Origin of the sequence: Flavobacterium sp., from assembly GCF_044360715.1 — a bacterium.
Taxonomy (GTDB): Bacteria; Bacteroidota; Bacteroidia; order Flavobacteriales; family Flavobacteriaceae; genus Flavobacterium.
The window spans coordinates 12,221-30,572 of sequence record NZ_JBIKJY010000026.1; the positions used below are offsets into that span (position 1 = coordinate 12,221).

Annotated in this window: 16 protein-coding genes; 3 read left to right on the plus strand and 13 right to left on the minus strand. The window is 32.0% G+C overall.

Annotated elements, in window-relative coordinates:
- Nucleotides 1-252 precede the first annotated feature (252 nt).
- Nucleotides 253-1,653: a tRNA uridine-5-carboxymethylaminomethyl(34) synthesis GTPase MnmE gene (gene mnmE / locus ACIQ16_RS08745; protein ID WP_396150659.1), complete on the plus strand. Its 1,401-nt coding sequence runs from the start codon at nt 253-255 to the stop codon at nt 1,651-1,653.
- A 64-nt stretch (nt 1,654-1,717) separates the two neighbouring features.
- On the opposite strand, the gene ACIQ16_RS08750 is transcribed toward mnmE, so the two are convergent.
- The gene (locus ACIQ16_RS08750; protein WP_396150661.1) at nt 1,718-2,215 is read right to left on the minus strand and encodes a hypothetical protein; all 498 of its coding nucleotides are present in this window, start codon (nt 2,213-2,215) and stop codon (nt 1,718-1,720) included.
- Between the two features lie 80 nt (nt 2,216-2,295).
- On the opposite strand from ACIQ16_RS08750, the gene ACIQ16_RS08755 reads away from it, so the two are divergent.
- On the plus strand, nt 2,296-4,395 hold the full coding sequence (locus ACIQ16_RS08755; protein ID WP_396150663.1) for an LTA synthase family protein: 2,100 nt from the start codon (nt 2,296-2,298) through the stop codon (nt 4,393-4,395).
- 14 nt (nt 4,396-4,409) lie between these two features.
- On the opposite strand, the gene ACIQ16_RS08760 is transcribed toward ACIQ16_RS08755, so the two are convergent.
- From ACIQ16_RS08760 to fabG, 4 genes are all read right to left on the minus strand, one after another.
- On the minus strand, nt 4,410-5,510 hold the full coding sequence (locus tag ACIQ16_RS08760; protein ID WP_396150665.1) for a VIT1/CCC1 transporter family protein: 1,101 nt from the start codon (nt 5,508-5,510) through the stop codon (nt 4,410-4,412).
- A 17-nt stretch (nt 5,511-5,527) separates the two neighbouring features.
- Nucleotides 5,528-7,555, minus strand: a complete 2,028-nt coding sequence (locus ACIQ16_RS08765; protein WP_396150667.1) for a hypothetical protein — start codon at nt 7,553-7,555, stop codon at nt 5,528-5,530.
- A 205-nt stretch (nt 7,556-7,760) separates the two neighbouring features.
- On the minus strand, nt 7,761-7,988 hold the full coding sequence (locus ACIQ16_RS08770) for a four helix bundle protein (RefSeq protein WP_396150669.1): 228 nt from the start codon (nt 7,986-7,988) through the stop codon (nt 7,761-7,763).
- 94 nt (nt 7,989-8,082) lie between these two features.
- Nucleotides 8,083-8,829: a 3-oxoacyl-[acyl-carrier-protein] reductase gene (fabG, locus tag ACIQ16_RS08775; RefSeq protein WP_396150671.1), complete on the minus strand. Its 747-nt coding sequence runs from the start codon at nt 8,827-8,829 to the stop codon at nt 8,083-8,085.
- Between the two features lie 134 nt (nt 8,830-8,963).
- Between fabG and ACIQ16_RS08780 the strand changes: the two genes are divergently transcribed.
- Nucleotides 8,964-10,154, plus strand: coding sequence for a cytochrome-c peroxidase (locus tag ACIQ16_RS08780; RefSeq protein WP_396150673.1), 1,191 nt, complete (start codon nt 8,964-8,966; stop codon nt 10,152-10,154).
- Between the two features lie 56 nt (nt 10,155-10,210).
- On the opposite strand, the gene ACIQ16_RS08785 is transcribed toward ACIQ16_RS08780, so the two are convergent.
- From ACIQ16_RS08785 to ACIQ16_RS08820, 8 genes are all read right to left on the minus strand, one after another.
- Complete coding sequence (locus ACIQ16_RS08785; RefSeq protein ID WP_353076495.1) at nt 10,211-10,639, minus strand: hypothetical protein; 429 nt, start codon at nt 10,637-10,639, stop codon at nt 10,211-10,213.
- Between the two features lie 109 nt (nt 10,640-10,748).
- The gene (sucD, locus tag ACIQ16_RS08790) at nt 10,749-11,621 is read right to left on the minus strand and encodes a succinate--CoA ligase subunit alpha (RefSeq protein ID WP_291242445.1); all 873 of its coding nucleotides are present in this window, start codon (nt 11,619-11,621) and stop codon (nt 10,749-10,751) included.
- Between the two features lie 141 nt (nt 11,622-11,762).
- A complete protein-coding gene (locus ACIQ16_RS08795; protein ID WP_396150675.1) occupies nt 11,763-12,704 on the minus strand; it encodes a UDP-3-O-(3-hydroxymyristoyl)glucosamine N-acyltransferase in 942 nt (313 codons plus the stop codon).
- 9 nt (nt 12,705-12,713) lie between these two features.
- Nucleotides 12,714-13,280 carry an elongation factor P gene (efp, locus tag ACIQ16_RS08800; RefSeq protein WP_291242447.1) on the minus strand — a complete coding sequence of 189 codons (567 nt, stop codon included), beginning with the start codon at nt 13,278-13,280 and terminating at the stop codon, nt 12,714-12,716.
- 32 nt (nt 13,281-13,312) lie between these two features.
- Complete coding sequence (gene lpxA / locus ACIQ16_RS08805) at nt 13,313-14,098, minus strand: acyl-ACP--UDP-N-acetylglucosamine O-acyltransferase (RefSeq protein ID WP_396150677.1); 786 nt, start codon at nt 14,096-14,098, stop codon at nt 13,313-13,315.
- Nucleotides 14,099-14,164: 66 nt separating this feature from the next.
- Nucleotides 14,165-15,559 carry a bifunctional UDP-3-O-[3-hydroxymyristoyl] N-acetylglucosamine deacetylase/3-hydroxyacyl-ACP dehydratase gene (locus ACIQ16_RS08810; RefSeq protein ID WP_396150679.1) on the minus strand — a complete coding sequence of 465 codons (1,395 nt, stop codon included), beginning with the start codon at nt 15,557-15,559 and terminating at the stop codon, nt 14,165-14,167.
- Nucleotides 15,560-15,563: 4 nt separating this feature from the next.
- Nucleotides 15,564-16,583 carry a UDP-3-O-(3-hydroxymyristoyl)glucosamine N-acyltransferase gene (gene lpxD, locus ACIQ16_RS08815; protein WP_396150681.1) on the minus strand — a complete coding sequence of 340 codons (1,020 nt, stop codon included), beginning with the start codon at nt 16,581-16,583 and terminating at the stop codon, nt 15,564-15,566.
- 115 nt (nt 16,584-16,698) lie between these two features.
- Nucleotides 16,699-17,928: an HD domain-containing protein gene (locus ACIQ16_RS08820; protein ID WP_396150683.1), complete on the minus strand. Its 1,230-nt coding sequence runs from the start codon at nt 17,926-17,928 to the stop codon at nt 16,699-16,701.
- Nucleotides 17,929-18,352 lie beyond the last annotated feature (424 nt).

Sequence of the window (18,352 nt, forward strand, 5' to 3'; positions counted from 1 at the left end):
CAAAGTTTTACAATTCAACTAAAAGAGATGCTTTCAGCATGACAAACTGGACGTAGACAGTTATAAATAAAATAAAACTTCACACAACGTTTGTCACTCTGAAAGGGTCTCACGCAATACGCTTCACTTTTGTAATTAAACAAACAAGAAGTGTTTTCCAAGTCTAATTAACTTCTCCAAAAAAAACTATTCACTAAGTACTAATTACTAAGTACTAAAATTTTATCTTTGCCAAGAAATAAAATTTAAAAAATGATTCTACAAGAAACCATAGTTGCCTTAGCTACGCCATCTGGCGCTGGAGCAATTGCTATTATTCGATTATCTGGGAAAGACGCTATTAGTATCGCTGCCGAGGTATTTCAATCGGTTTCTGGTAAAAATATTGCGGTGCAAAAAACGCATACCATTCATTTAGGACATATTATGGATGGTGCAAAAACGTATGATCAAGTATTGCTTTCCATTTTTAAAGGTCCAAATTCTTACACGGGTGAAAATGTAGTAGAAATTTCTTGTCACGGTTCTGTTTTCATTCAACAACAAATCATTCAATTACTGCTTCGTAAAGGAGCAAAAATGGCACAAGCTGGAGAATTTACATTACGTGCCTTTTTAAACGGAAAATTAGATTTATCGCAAGCAGAAGCTGTTGCCGATTTAATCGCTTCAGATAACGAAGCGAGTCACCAAATCGCGATGCAACAAATGCGTGGTGGATTTAGTAACGAAATTGCTAAATTACGTGAAGAACTTTTAAACTTCGCCTCTTTAATTGAATTGGAATTAGACTTTGCTGAGGAAGATGTAGCTTTTGCTGACCGAACAGCTTTTAATGAATTAGTAACTCGTATAGAATTTGTTTTAAAACGTTTAATTGACAGTTTTGCAGTAGGAAACGTAATTAAAAACGGTATTCCTGTAGCCATTGTAGGCGAACCCAATGTAGGAAAATCTACTCTATTAAACGCTTTATTAAACGAAGAACGCGCTATAGTTTCTGATATTGCAGGAACAACTCGAGACACCATTGAAGACGAATTAGTAATTGATGGTATCGGTTTTCGATTTATTGATACCGCTGGAATCCGAGAAACGAAAGATGTGGTTGAAAGCATCGGGATTCAAAAAACATTTGAGAAAATTGAACAAGCGCAAGTTGTAATCCTTTTGCTCGATGCAAAAGAATTACAAATTTCAGGTTTAAAGTTTCAGGTTGAAATCGAAAAAATTAAAAACAAATTTCCTCAAAAACCACTTTTAGTTATCATAAACAAAGTTGATTTGCTTTCTAAAGATGCTGTTGAAACTATTCGCCAAGAACTTGAAACTTTAAACCTGAAACTTGAAACTATTTCAGCTAAACAGAAAGTTGGCATTGATGAACTTAAAAACACCTTACTTTCCTTTGTAAACACTGGTGCTTTACGCAATAACGAAACCATTGTAACCAACTCACGTCATTACGATTCGTTATTAAAAGCGTTAGAAGAAATTCAGAAAGTAAAATGGAGCTTAGATGCTGGAATCTCATCTGATTTAATGGCAATTGACATCAGAAGTGCTTTATATTTCTTTGGTGAAATTACGGGCGAAGTAACTAACGATGAGTTACTTGGCAATATTTTTGCTAACTTCTGTATCGGAAAGTAACATAAAAAAAGCCAATTCAAAATGACTTCTGAATTGGCTTTACTATTATAAAATAACGTTTTAATTAATCCTCGTCCGTTTTTCCTGTCGTATTTGTTTCAGAATTAGAACCAACAGTTGCATTAGCTCTAATTTCTGTATGGCGAACTTCGCCACCAGTGGTACCAGTTTGTTTTCCTAAAAATACCGCTACTAAAGCGACAACAAAAGCAAAATAAGAAACTAAGTTTGCTTTAGCGTGCTTTTTAAAATTTAAATACAATCCTACTAAAGAAATTCCACCCAAAACATATAAGACTAAAGCCAATTTTTCAGCCATTTCCTCATGTTCATGAATAATTTGATCCGTTACAGAAGGTAAATTTTCAGCAATTTCTTCGGCACCTTCACCAGTAAACATACTTGCAAATCCAAAAATAGCCGAAATACAAAAAAGTACATACGCTACATTTTTAACAACATTGTTTCTCATTACAATCCCTGTAATTAAAATTCCTAATCCAAAAATGGTTCCAATAATTGGAAAGTGGTTTACCACCATATGTACATGTGCATCGTTCATAATAATATGTTTAATTTAATTATTGTTTTAAAATTAACTTAAAGTTAATTTATTGTATATTTGATTAAAATTTTAAAGCCATGAAAAGCATTCTAAAACATCATTTAGTATACACAAATATAGCGATTTTTTATTTGATAGTAAGCTTTTTAACCCGAATAATTTTACTATTTCATCCTATCACACAAAGTAAATTTTCTGGTTTAGAAATCTTAAAAATATTTGGATTTGGACTTGTATCTGATTTGTTTATTTTCGTATTTGTAGGTGCGATTTTATGGTTGTATTTGATGTTTTTATCCAATTCTAAATTTAAGAAACCTTACGGATATATTATTTTAGGTGTATTTGTAGCGTTACTAATTTATATTCTTTCTGGAAAAAGTATTTTAAGCGAATATGGTGGTGTTTTACCTGAAATAGGAATTGCTTTTGTAAGTTTAAAAACTATATTTTTTGCAGCCTTATTGTTTACTGAAAAATTTAGAAAGCAAATACGTTTGGCTTTATTTTCTCTAACCATTTTCTTGTTTGTTTTATTAATTATACAAAATGCAGTTAGCGAATTCTTCTTTTGGAATGAATTTGGTGTAAGATATAACTTTATCGCTGTAGATTATTTAGTGTATACGAATGCTGTTATTGGAAACATTATGGAATCTTATCCAGTGGTGCCACTTTTTGCATCAGTAGGTATATTATCGTTTGCAGCTACATATATAATAATAATAAAATCAAAATCGTATTTGGAGAATTTACCTAATTTTTCAAATAAACTAAAAATTATTGGAGTGCAATTACTATTGCTTGTTAGTGCTTTGTTTATTCTACCTGCTATAACTTCTCAACAAAATAGCTCGAATGTATTTGCAAATGAATTACAGAGTAATGGACTTCAAAAATTCTATAAAGCATTTACGAATAGCGAATTAGATTATTTTGAATTTTACGAAACGCTTCCCGAAGAAGAATTAGCGGAATTTGAGGCAATAGTCAATATGAATTATAAAAATAATACGAATAACATTACTTCTGAAGGAACGGAAATAAAGAAAAATGTTGTATTAATAACCGTAGAAAGTTTAAGTGAAGAATTTATGAAACACTACGGAAATCAGAATAACATTACACCTTTCTTAGATCAATTAGCTGAAGAAAGTCTGTTTTTCACCAATCTATATGCCACTGGAAATAGAACCGTTAGAGGATTAGAAGCGGTTACCTTATGCTTACCACCCACTCCTGGAGAAAGTGTAGTAAAACGAAAAGACAATAAAAACAAATTTACTACAGCAAGCGTTTTTAATTCTAAAGGGTATACTTCAAAATTTTTATATGGTGGCGATGCGTATTTTGATAATATGCAAGACTTTTTTGGAGGAAATGGATATGATATTGTAGACAAATCCAGCTTAAAACCAAATGAAATTTCATTCTCTAATATTTGGGGTGTTTGCGATGAAGATATGGCTAAAAAAGCCATTCAAGTTATGAATGAAGAAGCTAAAACAGGGAAACCTTTCTTTAATCATTGGATGACAGTAAGTAATCACCGACCTTTTACTTATCCAGAAGGAAAAATTAGCATTTCAGGTACTGCAAAATCAAGAGAAGGTGGTGTTATGTATACCGATTATGCGTTGAAACAATTTTTTGAAATGGCAAAAAAACAAGCCTGGTTTAAAAACACAGTTTTTGTTATAGTAGCCGATCATTGCGCCTCAAGTTCTGGAAAAACCGAATTACCAATGGATAAATATAGAATTCCTGCCTTTATTTATGCTCCTGGATTTATTCAACCGCAAAAGATTGACAAATTAGTTTCTCAAATTGATGTAATGCCAACCGTTTTAGGTATTTTGAATTTTAAATACCAATCTAAATTTTTTGGAAAAGATGTTTTAAAAACAAATTATATACCAAGAGCTTTCATTGCAACTTATCAAGATTTAGGATATATAAAAGATGATATTTTAACGATAATTTCACCTCAGAAGAAAGTAAAACAATTTGATTTAATTCAACAAAAAAACGAAACATTAGGCACTGAATATAGCATCTTTTACGAAGAAAAACAAAAAACAAAAATAGATGTGAAATTAAAAAAAGAAACCATTGCCATCTATCAAACCGCTTCGCATATATTAAAAACAAAAAAATATGAAAAATTAAATAGGTGAAAATCAAATATAATTTACCCAATTACCGATACACCAATTAGTTTACCAATCCCAAAAGTAATAGCAGCAGCTAACAAGCCAAAAAGCACTTGTCTAAAACCCGAGTACCACACGCTTTTGCCAGTAAACAAGGTAATTATAGCACCTATTAAAAATAAACCAACAGCACTTAAAGCTGTACTAATAACTACCGCTTTCATTCCTCCGTAAAAGAAGAAAGGAAGTACCGGAATTATCGCACCAATACCAAAAAGGACAAAAGAAGTTAGAGCCGCTTCCATAGCCGAGCCTTTTAAATCTTCTTTATTTATGCCTAATTCTTCTTTAATTAAAAATTGATGTGCCAATTCTTTATTTGAAATAATATCAGCAGCCATTTGATTGGCTTGGTCTTGCGGTATGCCTTTAGACATATAAATTAAGGCTATTTCTTTACGTTCCCCTTCTGGATTGGCTTCCAATTCGTCCAATTCTAATTGCATTTGGTTTTCATACAATTCTTGAGAACTTTTAACCGAAATCCATTCGCCTAATGCCATAGATAATGCGCCTGCTAACAAACCAGCCATTCCTGCAAGTAAGACTTCACTTTGTCCGCTTGTGGCACCTGCAATTCCCATTACTAAACTAAAATTGGAAACCAAACCGTCATTTCCTCCCAAAACAGCAGCTCTTAAGGCATTTCCTCCAACCGAACGATGTCTTTTTTCAAAGCGTGCTAAATTTGAACCTGAAACTTTAGTAGTTGAATTTAAAATGTTTTTTAATATCGTAACGTGAGCTGTATCAGAAATGGATTGTGCCGAACTGTATTTTTTTCTAGCACCAATAACGGAATTAGATATGCTTTTTTCAGTATCCAATAAAACGCCTAAAACATAATCGTAACCAAAAACTTTTCCTATTTTATGTAATGTTTTGGCTCTAAAAGAAGGCAAAGGCAAATCGGTTTCCGTTAAATTGTTTTTCTGAATAAAAGCTACAGCGTGACTGTGTTCAATTTCACTCATTTGTTTAAAAACTTCTGCAACCGCTTCCTCTTCTTCGTGTTCAGCAAGTATACGGTATAAATAACTGGCGTCTATTTCGGTTTGTATACTTTTTAAACTAATCATTTTTTGAAGTTTTAAGTTTATAATAATCCGTTGTATTTTCTAATGAACCATTCGGTACTTAAAGATACAACAATAATAATTAGTAACCACAAGAAATCAATTAAAGGTGAATTTTTAATTATAGTTTTTTCTACAGGCAAATAGGTGTTTTTTTGCAGTAGCTTCTGAATTAACGCTTCCATTTGATTTGGAAAAATAAGTGTTCCATTATTCTGGTTAGCCAATTGTTGTAATTTTGATACATCTGGATTTACAAATTGTTTTTCTACATCAAAATCTAAAACCTCAAAAGTTCCGTTATAACTGGCGTTACTCGTATTTTCTTTTACTTGAAACGCATAATTTCCTGGTTCTAAACCATCAAAAAGGGCTTGGTACCCATTATTTGCTTTTGAAAAATTGTAGTTTTTTATGGCCTTAGTAGCTTTGTTTGTTAAAGTGATAGACAAATTTGCATTTTCTTCTAATTCATAACTTTTATTAAAATACTGTGCGAATATCTCTATTGTTTCACCAGAATTATAAAAACTTTCGTGTTCCACTAAAAGTGATTTTTTAGCAGAATTAGTAGATAAATACTGAATAATCTTATCAATAAAATGGTCGTATTTCTCGTAAGATTGATTTAAAACAAAACTCTCCATTCGCCATTTCCAAGAGTTTTCACCTAATAAATAGGCATTTCTATTACTGCCTTTTTCAGAAAAAGTTAAAATAGGATTTCCAACTTCAATGCCATTTACTTTTGCTTTCAATAAGGTGTTTACACTTCCTTTTTCAGTAATTTTTCCAAAAGGATTTTCTAATGGTGGAAATTGCGAAAACTGAATATCAGATTGAGCAAAAAGATTAAAATCGGATACAAATGAAGCTGTAAAATCTTCTTTTTTATTGGTTAATTTAAACACTAAATCGGATTGCATTTGATTTAATAAATTATAATCAGTTGCCATTCCAGTTACAATAAAAGTATTTATTTTTAAATTTTTATTCACTTCAAATACTTTTCTAAAAGACGCATTTGGTTGATACAAAACCAATACATTATATTTTTTTAAATCACTGATTGAATTAGGTTTAACAATTGTTACGTTACGTTGTGCATTAGATTCAATGGCGCGTTTTATTGCACCTAAATCTGGATGAGAAATATCGGATACAATAGCTATTTCTTTTTTCTGATCTAATACTTCTACTGCGAAGTTTTTAGTATTGTTATAGTTGTTTTTCTCTTTTACTGATGAAGAAAGTACCGCTTTGTATTTTTGTAGTCCTACTCTATCCGCTTCTAACAAAATTTGCACCGATTGCACTTTGTTTTTCTTATCGAAATTTACAGTTTGACTGGTAACTTTTTTTCCGTTTTTTTCAATAGAAAAAGTAGTGGAAACAGATTTATTTCCATTGTATTGCAAAAATACTTCAACCGGAAATTTATTCTTTAAAAACGAATATTTATTCGCGTTAAGCTGATTGATTTTTAAATCAAAAGTCGTTGTAGTATCACCTAAAACAACAGGAAAAATTGTAGTTGATTCTTGAAAACTATACACATAATCATTTCCAATAGTTTGATTTCCATCGGTTATTAATACCACTGGGTAAAATGCATTTTTATTTAATTGCTTTAAATTTACAGCTACCTCGTGAATGTTTGATTGATTTCCCTTAAAGTTTAGAGGCTTTCCAGCGATAAATGTTTCATCAAAAGTATAGTTTTGAATTTCAAATTTTTCTTTTAATGCTGAATTTGAATTTAATGTTTCAACTAATTTTAACGCATCAGTCGTAGCTTTTAATTCTGATATAGAACGAGAATTATCGGCAACAATAGCAAGCGGAATTTTATTGGTTTCTACTATTTTTCTTGAAATTACAGGATTAATTATTAATAAAAGCAATGAAAAAACCGAAATAAAACGCAAAAAAGCCAATAACCAATTTGTTTTATTTTGGTTATCGACTTTAAATAAATACTGATAAAACGCAACAACTCCAGAAATAATAACCGAAAGTAGTATTAAAAGAATGGTGCTTGATGTCATTTTAAGTTTAAGTGTTTATATGGTTAAAAGTTTAAAAGTCTTTGGGGTTATGGATTGTGTAAATGTTATTTTATATTAGAAATTTGCGACTTATACAAACCATCAATTAGCATATTTACTTCAATTATTTTTTCTCTTATTAAAATAGATTGATTTTCATCTACATATTCAAAATCGCGACATAAAATAACTTGATTTAATAATTCTAATGAAGACTGTAAGCAATTTCAGAAAATCTAGCTTTATCTTTCATAGAATTTCTTCCTGAACCTTCAGCTAGGTTTGATGCAATAGAAACAGAACATCTTCTCATTTGACTAGTTAATCCAAATAATTCGTCTTTTGGGAATTTTTTAGTTGTTGTAAATATCAACATAGCTAATTCTCTGCTTTTTTGCCAAGCAATCAACTTTTCAAAACTAAATATTCTCATTGAAACACTATTAAATTTATAAATTTCAAGCTAGATTCAACCCAAAACCTGTTAAACTTTTAAACACATAAACTTTTAAACCTTATCTATAATACTATGTCAACATTCCCCCGTCTACATTAATAACTTGTCCTGTAACATAGGCGCTCATTTCAGAACTTAAAAACACACATACATTTGCTACATCTTCAGGTGTTCCACCACGTTTTAATGGAATAGATTCTCTCCAACCTTTTACAACATCTTCGTTTAGTTTAGCTGTCATTTCTGTTTCAATAAAACCTGGAGCGATGGCGTTACATCTAATATTTCTTGAACCCAATTCTAATGCGATTGATTTTGTAAAACCAATCATACCTGCTTTAGAAGCGGCGTAATTTGCTTGTCCTGCATTTCCTTTCACTCCAACAACAGAACTCATGTTTACAATAGATCCTGCACGATTTTTAAGCATTACTTTTTGTACCGCTTTAGTCATATTAAATACCGATTTTAAGTTGATATTCATTACCGCATCAAAATCTTCTTCCGACATACGCATTAATAAATTATCTTTTGTAATACCCGCATTATTAATTAATATATCTATATTTCCAAAATCAGCCATTACATCATCTACTAATTTTTGCGCTTCGTTAAAATCTGCAGCATTTGATTTATACCCTTTTGATTTTATTCCTAAAGCATTTAATTCGTTTTCCAATGCTAAGGCAGATTCAGCAGATGAACTATATGTAAAGGCAACATTTGCTCCGTTTTGAGCAAACACCTTTGCAATACCACTTCCAATTCCTCTACTTGCACCTGTAATAATGGCTACTTTTCCTTCTAATAATTTCATACTTTTCTATTTAAATGATATACTTTCTTATAAAAGTCAAATATAATAATAATTTAAAGTAATAAAAACTTCTTTTACATTAAACCTTTTTGTTTATTGCAAGTCTAAATGAAATAAAACCAAACAAAAAGCCTATGAAAGCCTTCAAAATCTTACCATTTTTAGCAATTGCTTTTTCAGTTATGTCTTGTAATGACAATAACGAAGACGATTACACCGCTATTACTGAAACCTATCCTGCTGTATTAGCAGAATTTGGCAGTTCAGTTGATTTAAATAATTTAGCAAATTATGCGAACCAAACCGTTCCAGCATACATTACTAAAGACAATAGTATCTTAAACCCTATATCAAACAAAGGGGCTACTTTAGGAAGAATTTTATTTTACGATAAAAAATTGTCGTCAAACAATACGATTTCTTGTTCTAGTTGCCACAAGCAAGCAGTAGCTTTTGGAGATGATAACGTAGCAAGTATAGGAGTTAACGGAACTACTGGACGCCATTCTATGCGATTAATAAATACACGTTTTGCCGCTGAAACAAAATTCTTTTGGGATGAAAGAGCTTTGAACCTTGAAACTCAAACTACAATGCCTATCAAAGATCATGGAGAAATGGGCTTTAGTGGCACCAATGGTGATTTGCCTTTTTCAGGATTAATTACAAAATTAAGTGCCATAGATTATTACCGGGAATTATTTGATTTTGCCTATGGATCCTCTGAAATTACAGAAAATAAAATCCAAATTGCCTTAGCTCAATTCATTCGCAGTATTCAATCTTTTGATTCAAAATATGATGCCGGAAGAGTATTGGCGACGAATGAGGGTCAACCATTTTCTAATTTCACACCACAAGAAAATCAGGGTAAAAATTTATTTTTGGCTGCTCCAACGTTTAATGCAAACGGAAGTAGAATAGGTGGCGGCTTAGGATGTGCAGGATGTCACAGAGCTCCCGAATTTGACATTTCACCAGGTTCATTAAACAATGGAATTATTGGAACAATTGGAGGTGCAGGAATTGACATAGGAAATACTAGAGCTCCTTCTTTACGAGATTTAGTCAAAGTAGACGGAACTCCTAACGGACCTATGATGCATACAGGTGAAATTACTACGCTGCAAGCTGCAATTGGTCACTACGGGACGATTACTATTACTCCAGGAAATACAAACCTTGACCCAAGATTACGTCGTAATGGTTTTGGACAACAATTAAATTTAACCGCAACAGAAGTTGATGCTGTTGTTGCTTTTTTAAGAACTTTGTCTGGTACAGATGTGTATACCAATACGAAATGGTCTAACCCATTTAATTAAAACAAAAATCCCGCTCTAAAATATTCAGAGCGGGATTTTTTTTATCAGTTTATTTTTTAGAAAGCTACATTCCATTTAGGAAGTGTCCCGTTGTCTTTTAGAAAACTTTGTAAAACAGTCGCTTCAACAAATGTTGGAATGCTTTTTGTTTTTCCTGTAAAAGTTTCATACCAAACTACTTCTAAAGCAGTAATTTCTTCCTTTTTCATTTGAGCAGGCCAAGAATATTTTCTTCCTGTTTTAGCAAATTGATGTCCGTTTACAATTTTATCGTATAAACCGCCACTTTTCACTTTCAACGTACCATCATTCTGAACGGTGCCTGTTGAACCTACCATAATTAATTGTTTTTCTTCATTACTGGCATCAAATACCAAGAAAACACCACTTGCACCATCTGGAGCATTACAAACCTCTTCTAAGTTCAAATCCGTTGTAAATAAAAAACTATTTGTTGATTTGTATTTTTTTAATTCTTTTTCCATTTTTATTTTATTTGCCACTCAGTCGTAATACTAAGTGAACTTGATTAGTATAAGTAATAAAAGCTCCATAAAAGGAGCTTTTATTATTATGTATTTTAAATACAGGAAATTATCCCATTATTTCTTTTACTTTTTTTCCAATTTCTGCTGGAGAATCTACAACGTGAATTCCACATTCTCTCATAATGCGTTTTTTAGCTTCTGCTGTATCATCTGCTCCACCAACAATCGCACCTGCGTGACCCATTGTTCTTCCTTTTGGAGCGGTTTCACCAGCGATAAAACCAACAACTGGTTTACGATTACCATCTGCTTTTACCCATTTAGCAGCATCAGCTTCTAATTGACCACCGATTTCACCAATCATAATGATACATTCCGTTTCAGGGTCGTTCATTAATAATTCAACAGCTTGTTTTGTTGTAGTTCCAATAATTGGATCTCCACCAATACCAATTGCAGTTGTTATTCCTAAACCTTGTTTTACAACTTGGTCAGCTGCTTCGTAAGTTAATGTTCCTGATTTAGAAACAATACCCACTGTTCCTTTTTTGAATACGAAACCTGGCATAATACCAACTTTAGCTTCACCTGGAGTAATTACACCCGGACAGTTAGGACCTACTAAACGACAGTCTTTACCTTGTATAAAATCATATGCTTTAATCATATCTGCAACTGGAATTCCTTCCGTGATACAAATAATTACTTTAATTCCTGCATCTGCAGCTTCCATAATCGCATCTGCAGCAAAAGCTGGCGGTACAAAAATGATTGAAGTATCTGCTCCAGCTGTTTTAACAGCGTCTTTAACCGTATTAAAAACAGGTCTATCTAAATGTAACGTACCACCTTTACCTGGCGTTACACCACCTACTACATTTGTACCGTATTCAATCATTTGAGAAGCGTGAAACGTTCCTTCACTTCCTGTAAATCCTTGAACTATAATTTTTGAATTTTTATTTACTAAAACACTCATGAGGTTATTTGTTTTTTAAAAGTTGAGCAAAAATAAGTTTTTTGCCAGTAATAAATTAATTTTTTTATACTTTTTTTTCTACTATTTTGCTAATTTGGTATCCATTTGGTTTTTCAATCAAATAGATAGAATGCGCTATTTTTATTTTGAAGTGTTTTTCAAAGTTTCTAAAATCTCAGGAATACGTTTAATATTAGCCAATTGTTTTAATTTTTCGCGAGATTCCTCAATTGGTGTACCAAAATAAGATTTTCCACCTTCAACAGATTTTGTAACTCCAGTTTGCCCCATAATTACAGCTTTCGCACCAATAGTTATACCGCTTGTGGTACCTACTTGTCCCCAAAGTGTTACCTCATCTTCAATTATAACACAACCTGCAATTCCGGTTTGGGAAGCAATTAAACATTTTTTTCCAATTACTGTATCGTGTCCTACATGAACCTGATTGTCAATTTTTGTACCTTCTCCAATAGTAGTGTCGCCTGTTACGCCTTTATCAATGGTACAAAGTGCGCCAATTCCAACATTGTTTTCTATAACAACTCGTCCTCCAGAAAGCAATTGATCAAAACCTTCTGCACGTTTTTTATAATAAAAAGCATCGGCACCTAAAATAGTTCCTGCATGAATAATTACGTTATCACCAATTACAGTATTATCGTAAATGGAAACATTGGAATGAATCAAACAATTTTTACCAATTTGAACTTGATGTCCAATAAAACAATTGGGTTGTATTAGTGTGCCTTCGCCTATAGTAGCTGTTTCTGAAATTGAAACATTTGAAAACTGAAAAGGTCGAAAATAGTTAGTTAAAATATTAAAGTCTCTAAAAGGATCATCTGAAATTAATAATGCTTTTCCTTCTGGGCATGTTACTTCTTTATTGATAAGTACAATTGTAGCTGCAGATTGCAACGCTTTATCGTAATATTTTGGATGGTCTACAAAAACAATATCGCCAGGTGTTACCACATGAATTTCATTCATACCATAAACTGGAAAATCATCTGATCCAACATAGTTAGACTTGATGATTTCAGCAATTTGTTTTAATGTGTATGTTTTGTTAAATTTCATTTATTTCAATTACTCTTTTACACGTTCCATATAAGAACTAGAAGTTGTATCAATTTTAATTTTATCTCCTTCATTAATAAATAAAGGAACATTAATGGTAGCACCCGTTTCTACAGTCGCTGGTTTGGTAGCATTTGTAGCCGTATTTCCTTTTAAACCAGGTTCAGTATAAGTTACTTCTAAAACAATTGATGCAGGCATATCTACTGATAAAGGCAGGTCTGTTTCTGTGTTAATTTGAACCATTACATTTGTACCTTCTTTTAATAAATCTGGCGCATCTAAAATATTCTTATTTAAAGTAATTTGCTCAAAAGATTCAATATTCATAAAGTGAAAATCATTTCCTTCAGGGTATAAAAATTGGTACGTTTGAGTTTCTACACGTACTACATCTATTTTATGTCCTGCAGAAAACGTATTGTCTAATACTTTTCCGTTAGTTAATGATTTTAATTTTGTTCTTACAAACGCAGGACCTTTACCTGGTTTTACGTGTAAGAATTCGATGATTTTATAAATATCGTGGTTAAATTTAATACATAAACCATTTCTAATATCTGATGTACTTGCCATTTTGTTTGTTTTTTAAATTATATTTTTAATTATTAAACGCTTCCAGTGTAGCCTTTCATTATTCCGCGAGAAGAATTTCTAATAAAATCTAAAATTTCATCTCTTTCTGGAGTCGCTTCCATTTCGGCTTCAATAATACTCATTGCTTGAGACGTATTGTAGTTTTTTTGGTATAAAATTCGGTATATATCTTGAATCTCTCTTATTTTTTCTGTGGTAAACCCTCTTCTTCTTAATCCTACAGAATTAATTCCCACGTATGATAAAGGTTCTTTTGCAGCTTTTGAAAAAGGTGGCACATCTTTTCTTACTAAACTTCCACCAGAAACCATCGCATGGTCACCAATAGAAATAAATTGATGTACTGCAGCCAAACCACCAATTACAGCATATTGTCCAACTGTAACATGGCCTGCTAATGCCACACCGTTTACAATTATAGCATTATCGCCAATCATACAATCGTGTGCAATGTGTGCAGTTGCCATAATAAGGCAATTTTTACCAATTACTGTTTTTCCAGCCGCCACGGTACCTCTATTAATGGTGACACATTCTCTAATTGTAGAGTTATCACCTATAATTGCTAAAGAATCTTCACCACCAAACTTTAAATCTTGTGGTACGGCAGAAATGACCGATCCTGGAAAAATATTACAATTTTTACCAATTCTTGCGCCTTCCATAATGGTTACGTTAGAGCCTATCCAAGTTCCTTCACCGATTTCTACATTATTATGAATGGTAGTAAACGGATCGATTACTACATTTCTTGCAATTTTTGCTCCTGGATGAACGTATGCTAATGGTTGATTCATATATTTTATATTTTATGTCTAAATAGTTAGAAGTCAATGATTACTTCTAAATATTACGTTTTTTATTTAATCGTTTTTAACTTTTACTATTTGTGCCATTAATTCGGCTTCCGAAACCAATTTCCCATTGGCATACGCATACGCTTGCATATGGCAAATTCCTCTTCTAATTGGTGTTATTAATTCGCATTTAAAAACAATAGTATCACCTGGTAATACTTTTTGTTTGAATTTTACATTATCTATTTTCATAAAGAAGGTAAGATAATTTTCTGGATCTGGCACCGTACTTAAAATTAAAATACCTCCCGTTTGTGCCATAGCTTCTACTTGCAATACACCCGGCATCACTGGCGCACCTGGAAAATGTCCAATAAAGAAAGGTTCATTCATCGTGACGTTTTTCAAGCCCACTACATGCGTTTCAGATAATTCTAAAATTTTATCTACTAATAAGAACGGAGGTCTGTGAGGTAGTAAATCCATAATTCCATGGATATCTAATACCGGTTCTTTATGTAAATCGTAAACTGGAATTTGATTTTTTTCTTCTAATTTGATAATTTTTGAAACTTTTTTAGCAAATTGTGTGTTTACAAAATGCCCTGGTTTATTTGCAATAACCTTTCCTTGAATTCTTCTTCCAATAAGAGACAAATCACCCACTATATCTAATAGTTTATGGCGTGCCGCTTCGTTTGGATGATGTAACGTTAAGTTATCTAAAATTCCGTTTTCTTTTACAGAAATATGTTCTTTATTGAAGGCTTTCTTTAAATTACCCATAGTTTCTTCAGAAATTTCTTTATCTACGTAAACTATGGCATTATTTAAATCGCCACCTTTAATTAATCCGTTATTTAATAACGCTTCTAATTCATGTAAAAAACTAAACGTTCTGCAATCAGCAATTTCCGATTTAAAGTCAGAAATGTTTTTCATATTGGCATTTTGTGTTCCCAAAACTTTTGTACCAAAATCAACCATTGCTGTAACACAATACCCATCACTTGGAATAATAGTAATTTCGCTACCTGTAGCTTCATCCAAATAAGAGATAACATCTTTTACAACATATATTTTTCTTTCGGCTTCTTGTTCAACACAACCTACTTTTTCTAACGCTTCTACAAAATATTTTGAAGAACCATCCATAATAGGCAATTCAGAAGAATTTAACTCAATAATCACATTATCTAAATCACATCCTACTAAAGCGGCTAAAACATGCTCAGGTGTTTGAATCATGACACCTAATTTTTCTAAATTAGTACCACGTTGTGTATTTACTACATAATTGGCATCTGCTTCAATAATTGGGCTTCCTTCTAAATCGACACGTACAAATGTAAAACCATTATTAATGGGTGCTGGTTTAAAAGTCATTGTCACTTCCTGACCCGTATGAAGTCCGACACCTTTTAAAGAAATTTCGCTTTTTAGAGTTGTTTGTTTTAACATGATTTTATATATTATTCTTTTTTAATTCTTCTATTTCATTAACTATTTTAGGTAAATTTCTAAAGTGTACGAATGACTTTGCAAAATCGCCATAATTAAATGCTGGGCTACCTTGTACAACTTCTCCGTCTTTTAAACTTTTTCCGATACCTGATTGGGCTTGAATTTTTACCCTATCGCCTATTGTAATATGTCCTGCAATTCCTACTTGGCCTCCAATTAAACAATTTTTACCAATTTTTGTAGAACCAGCAATGCCGGTTTGTGCTGCAATTACGGTATTTTCACCAATTTCTACATTATGTGCCACTTGAATTTGGTTATCTAACTTCGCGCCTCTTCTTATATATGTAGTACCAAGTGTTGCTCTATCTACTGTAGAACAAGACCCAATTTCTACGTGGTCTTCGATAACGACATTTCCAATTTGTGGAATTTTAGTAAACGAACCATCCTCTTGTGGAGCAAAACCAAAACCATCAGAACCGATAATCGTTCCTGAATGAATGGTAACATGATTGCCTATTTCGGTTTCAGAATATACCCTCACTCCTGCAAAAAACACACAATTATCGCCAATAGTTACGTTATCGCCAATAAAACTATTTGGATATATTTTTACATTATTTCCAATTCGTACGTTTTTACCAATGTAACAAAAACTACCTAAATATAAATCGTCACCATAGGTTACGCCATCCGAAATTACCGAAGGTTGTTCTATACCCGATTTCATTAATTTAATTTGATTGTAATATTCTAATAATTTTGAAAAAGAACTGTACGCATCATCAACTTTAATTAATGTTGCTTTTACTTCATTTTCAAGCTCATACGATTTATTTACAATAACTATAGTGGCGTTTGTAGTGTATAAATAATTGGAATACTTCGTATTAGCTAAAAAAGTTAGCGAACCATCTGTTCCTTCCTCTATTTTAGCTAATTTATATACTTCAGCATCTGGATTTCCAAAAACGACTCCATCCAATATGCCTGCTATTTGTCCTGCTGTAAATTTCATTTTGTATGCTTTAGTGCCTATCTATATTTAAGACAAACACGTCATTATATATATGATTACTTTGTGTAAAATTAATTTTACTCATTTCGTCTGTGCAAAAATATAAAAATTAACCTTAATCTCCCGCTTTCGGATAACAAATAAAATATTTGATTACCGTTTTTGACAATGCTTTTAAGTGCATTTGATCTGAGGCTTCCACTACATTTTCAATTGTTTTATCTTTTTTTAGAATTCTAATAGGCTCCGAAGACTTGCTATAGGCTTCGTTTTTTAGTTTGCCTTTGAACACAAAATAGCCTACTTCATTTTCTGAAATAGCGTACTGTTTCATATATTTTTCTTTTAACTCTAAGAATTTGATTTTGTTTACTTTATCTTCGGTTAATTCAATCTTTAGTAGATTTCTATTGATGACCATTTTGCTTAAAGAACTCAGTACAAAATCATCGTGAAATTGCCATTGCTTAATCGCACCTAACACATCGTAATCATCTAAATTAGAAAACGTATCTAAGATGGTTTTATCTATTTGTTGTAATTCAATTTTATGATTTAAAAAGAACAATAAAAAAGGACTTCCAAATAACACCTCACCTTTTGATGAAAGCTCCTTTGCTCGTTTTAGTATCTTAGTTAATGTTAATTCAGCTACAACACTAGTTTTATGTAAGTAGGCTTGCCAATACATCAATCGGCGCGCCATTAGAAACTTTTCTATAGAATAAATTCCTTTTTCTTCCATAACCAACACATCATCTTGTACATTTAGCATTTGAATTAATCGCTCGCTATTTACGTTTCCTTCATTGACACCTGTATAAAAACTATCGCGTTTCAGGTAATCCATACGATCCATATCTAACTGACTGGAAATCAATTGCAACATAAATTTTCTATGGTATTCGCCTTTAAACACCTGAATGGCTAATGCTAATTTACCATCAAATTCCTTATTAAGTTGCTCCATAAACAACAACGACAACTCTTCGTGATGTACTTCTTCCAATACGCTATTCTCTAAGGCGTGACTAAAAGGCCCGTGTCCTATATCGTGTAATAAAATCGCTACGTATAATGCATTTTCTTCTTCATCGGAAATGGCAACACCTTTAAATTTCAGTGTCTGAACCGCTTTTTGCATAATATGCATACATCCTAAAGCGTGATGAAAACGGGTATGATGTGCCCCTGGATAAACCAAATAAGACAAGCCCATTTGAGAAATACGACGCAAACGCTGAAAATACGGATGCTGAATTAAATCGTAAATTAAAGTATTGGGAATGGTAATAAAACCATAAATAGGATCGTTGAGTATTTTTAGTTTATTAATTTGGCTCACAGAATATGTTTTTGTTTAACAAATGTAAGAAAAACTTAAAAAATAATTCTTACTTTTTTAAGACTTTGTCATTTCACTCACAAACTTTGTCATTTTACCTACAAACTTTGTCATCTTACCCACAAACTTTGTCATTTCGACGGATGGAGAAATCACATAATCTTTTTAAACAAACTTGAATTAAACATCTTATTAATTCGTTATAAAGAGAAATCATACTTTTTAACTTTATGTGATTTCTCCTTAGGTCGAAATGACAATTACTTATTATTTTTATTAATATATTTCATCCACAAACTTTGTCATTTCGACCTTAGGAGAAATCTCATAATCTTTGTAAATAAACTTAAAACAAACATCTTGTTATTTACGTTCAAAAAATAATCTGTTATTTTTAACTTTATGTGATTTCTCCTTAGGTCGA

Coding starts and splice junctions, on each gene's coding strand:
- lpxD (WP_396150681.1), bottom strand. CDS start 16,583: ATGAAATTTACAGCAGGACAAATAGCAGGCATATTGGATGGAGTCGTT.
- ACIQ16_RS08770 (WP_396150669.1), bottom strand. CDS start 7,988: ATGAGAATATTTAGTTTTGAAAAGTTGATTGCTTGGCAAAAAAGCAGA.
- ACIQ16_RS08755 (WP_396150663.1), top strand. CDS start 2,296: ATGAAAAGCATTCTAAAACATCATTTAGTATACACAAATATAGCGATT.
- sucD (WP_291242445.1), bottom strand. CDS start 11,621: ATGAGTGTTTTAGTAAATAAAAATTCAAAAATTATAGTTCAAGGATTT.
- ACIQ16_RS08750 (WP_396150661.1), bottom strand. CDS start 2,215: ATGAACGATGCACATGTACATATGGTGGTAAACCACTTTCCAATTATT.
- ACIQ16_RS08765 (WP_396150667.1), bottom strand. CDS start 7,555: ATGACATCAAGCACCATTCTTTTAATACTACTTTCGGTTATTATTTCT.
- ACIQ16_RS08760 (WP_396150665.1), bottom strand. CDS start 5,510: ATGATTAGTTTAAAAAGTATACAAACCGAAATAGACGCCAGTTATTTA.
- ACIQ16_RS08810 (WP_396150679.1), bottom strand. CDS start 15,559: ATGTTAAAACAAACAACTCTAAAAAGCGAAATTTCTTTAAAAGGTGTC.
- ACIQ16_RS08785 (WP_353076495.1), bottom strand. CDS start 10,639: ATGGAAAAAGAATTAAAAAAATACAAATCAACAAATAGTTTTTTATTT.
- mnmE (WP_396150659.1), top strand. CDS start 253: ATGATTCTACAAGAAACCATAGTTGCCTTAGCTACGCCATCTGGCGCT.
- ACIQ16_RS08795 (WP_396150675.1), bottom strand. CDS start 12,704: ATGAAATTTAACAAAACATACACATTAAAACAAATTGCTGAAATCATC.
- efp (WP_291242447.1), bottom strand. CDS start 13,280: ATGGCAAGTACATCAGATATTAGAAATGGTTTATGTATTAAATTTAAC.
- ACIQ16_RS08780 (WP_396150673.1), top strand. CDS start 8,964: ATGAAAGCCTTCAAAATCTTACCATTTTTAGCAATTGCTTTTTCAGTT.
- lpxA (WP_396150677.1), bottom strand. CDS start 14,098: ATGAATCAACCATTAGCATACGTTCATCCAGGAGCAAAAATTGCAAGA.
- fabG (WP_396150671.1), bottom strand. CDS start 8,829: ATGAAATTATTAGAAGGAAAAGTAGCCATTATTACAGGTGCAAGTAGA.